Here is a 257-nt window from a genome sequence, read left to right as displayed (position 1 = left end):
TATGTAGCCACCAACAATGGTGATGGTACTTGGACCTTAGCAGACAATAGCTTGGCTGCATTGGCAGAAGGCAGCTATAGCGTTACCGTGACTGCGACTGACTTAGCGGGCAATGTCGGAACAGATACCGCGGTATTAACGATTGATACCACTCCACCAAACGCACCAGTACTTGATCCAATCAATGCAACAGATCCGATTACCGGTACAGCAGAACCGGGTTCAACCGTAACGGTGACTTTCCCAGATGGCAGCAC

At 50.2% G+C, this 257-nt stretch carries 1 protein-coding gene; it reads left to right on the top strand.

The window, feature by feature from the left end; all coding sequences use genetic code 11:
• Positions 1–257 (top strand): Ig-like domain-containing protein (locus MMP60_RS15870; RefSeq protein ID WP_241337291.1); only part of this gene is annotated, 257 nt, incomplete at both ends.

The sequence above is a fragment of the Acinetobacter sp. ANC 4805 genome, from assembly GCF_022549495.1.
Lineage (GTDB): Bacteria > Pseudomonadota > Gammaproteobacteria > Pseudomonadales > Moraxellaceae > Acinetobacter.
Note: the sequence above shows the minus strand (reverse complement) of the source record. Positions and strands in the feature narration are given on the sequence as shown.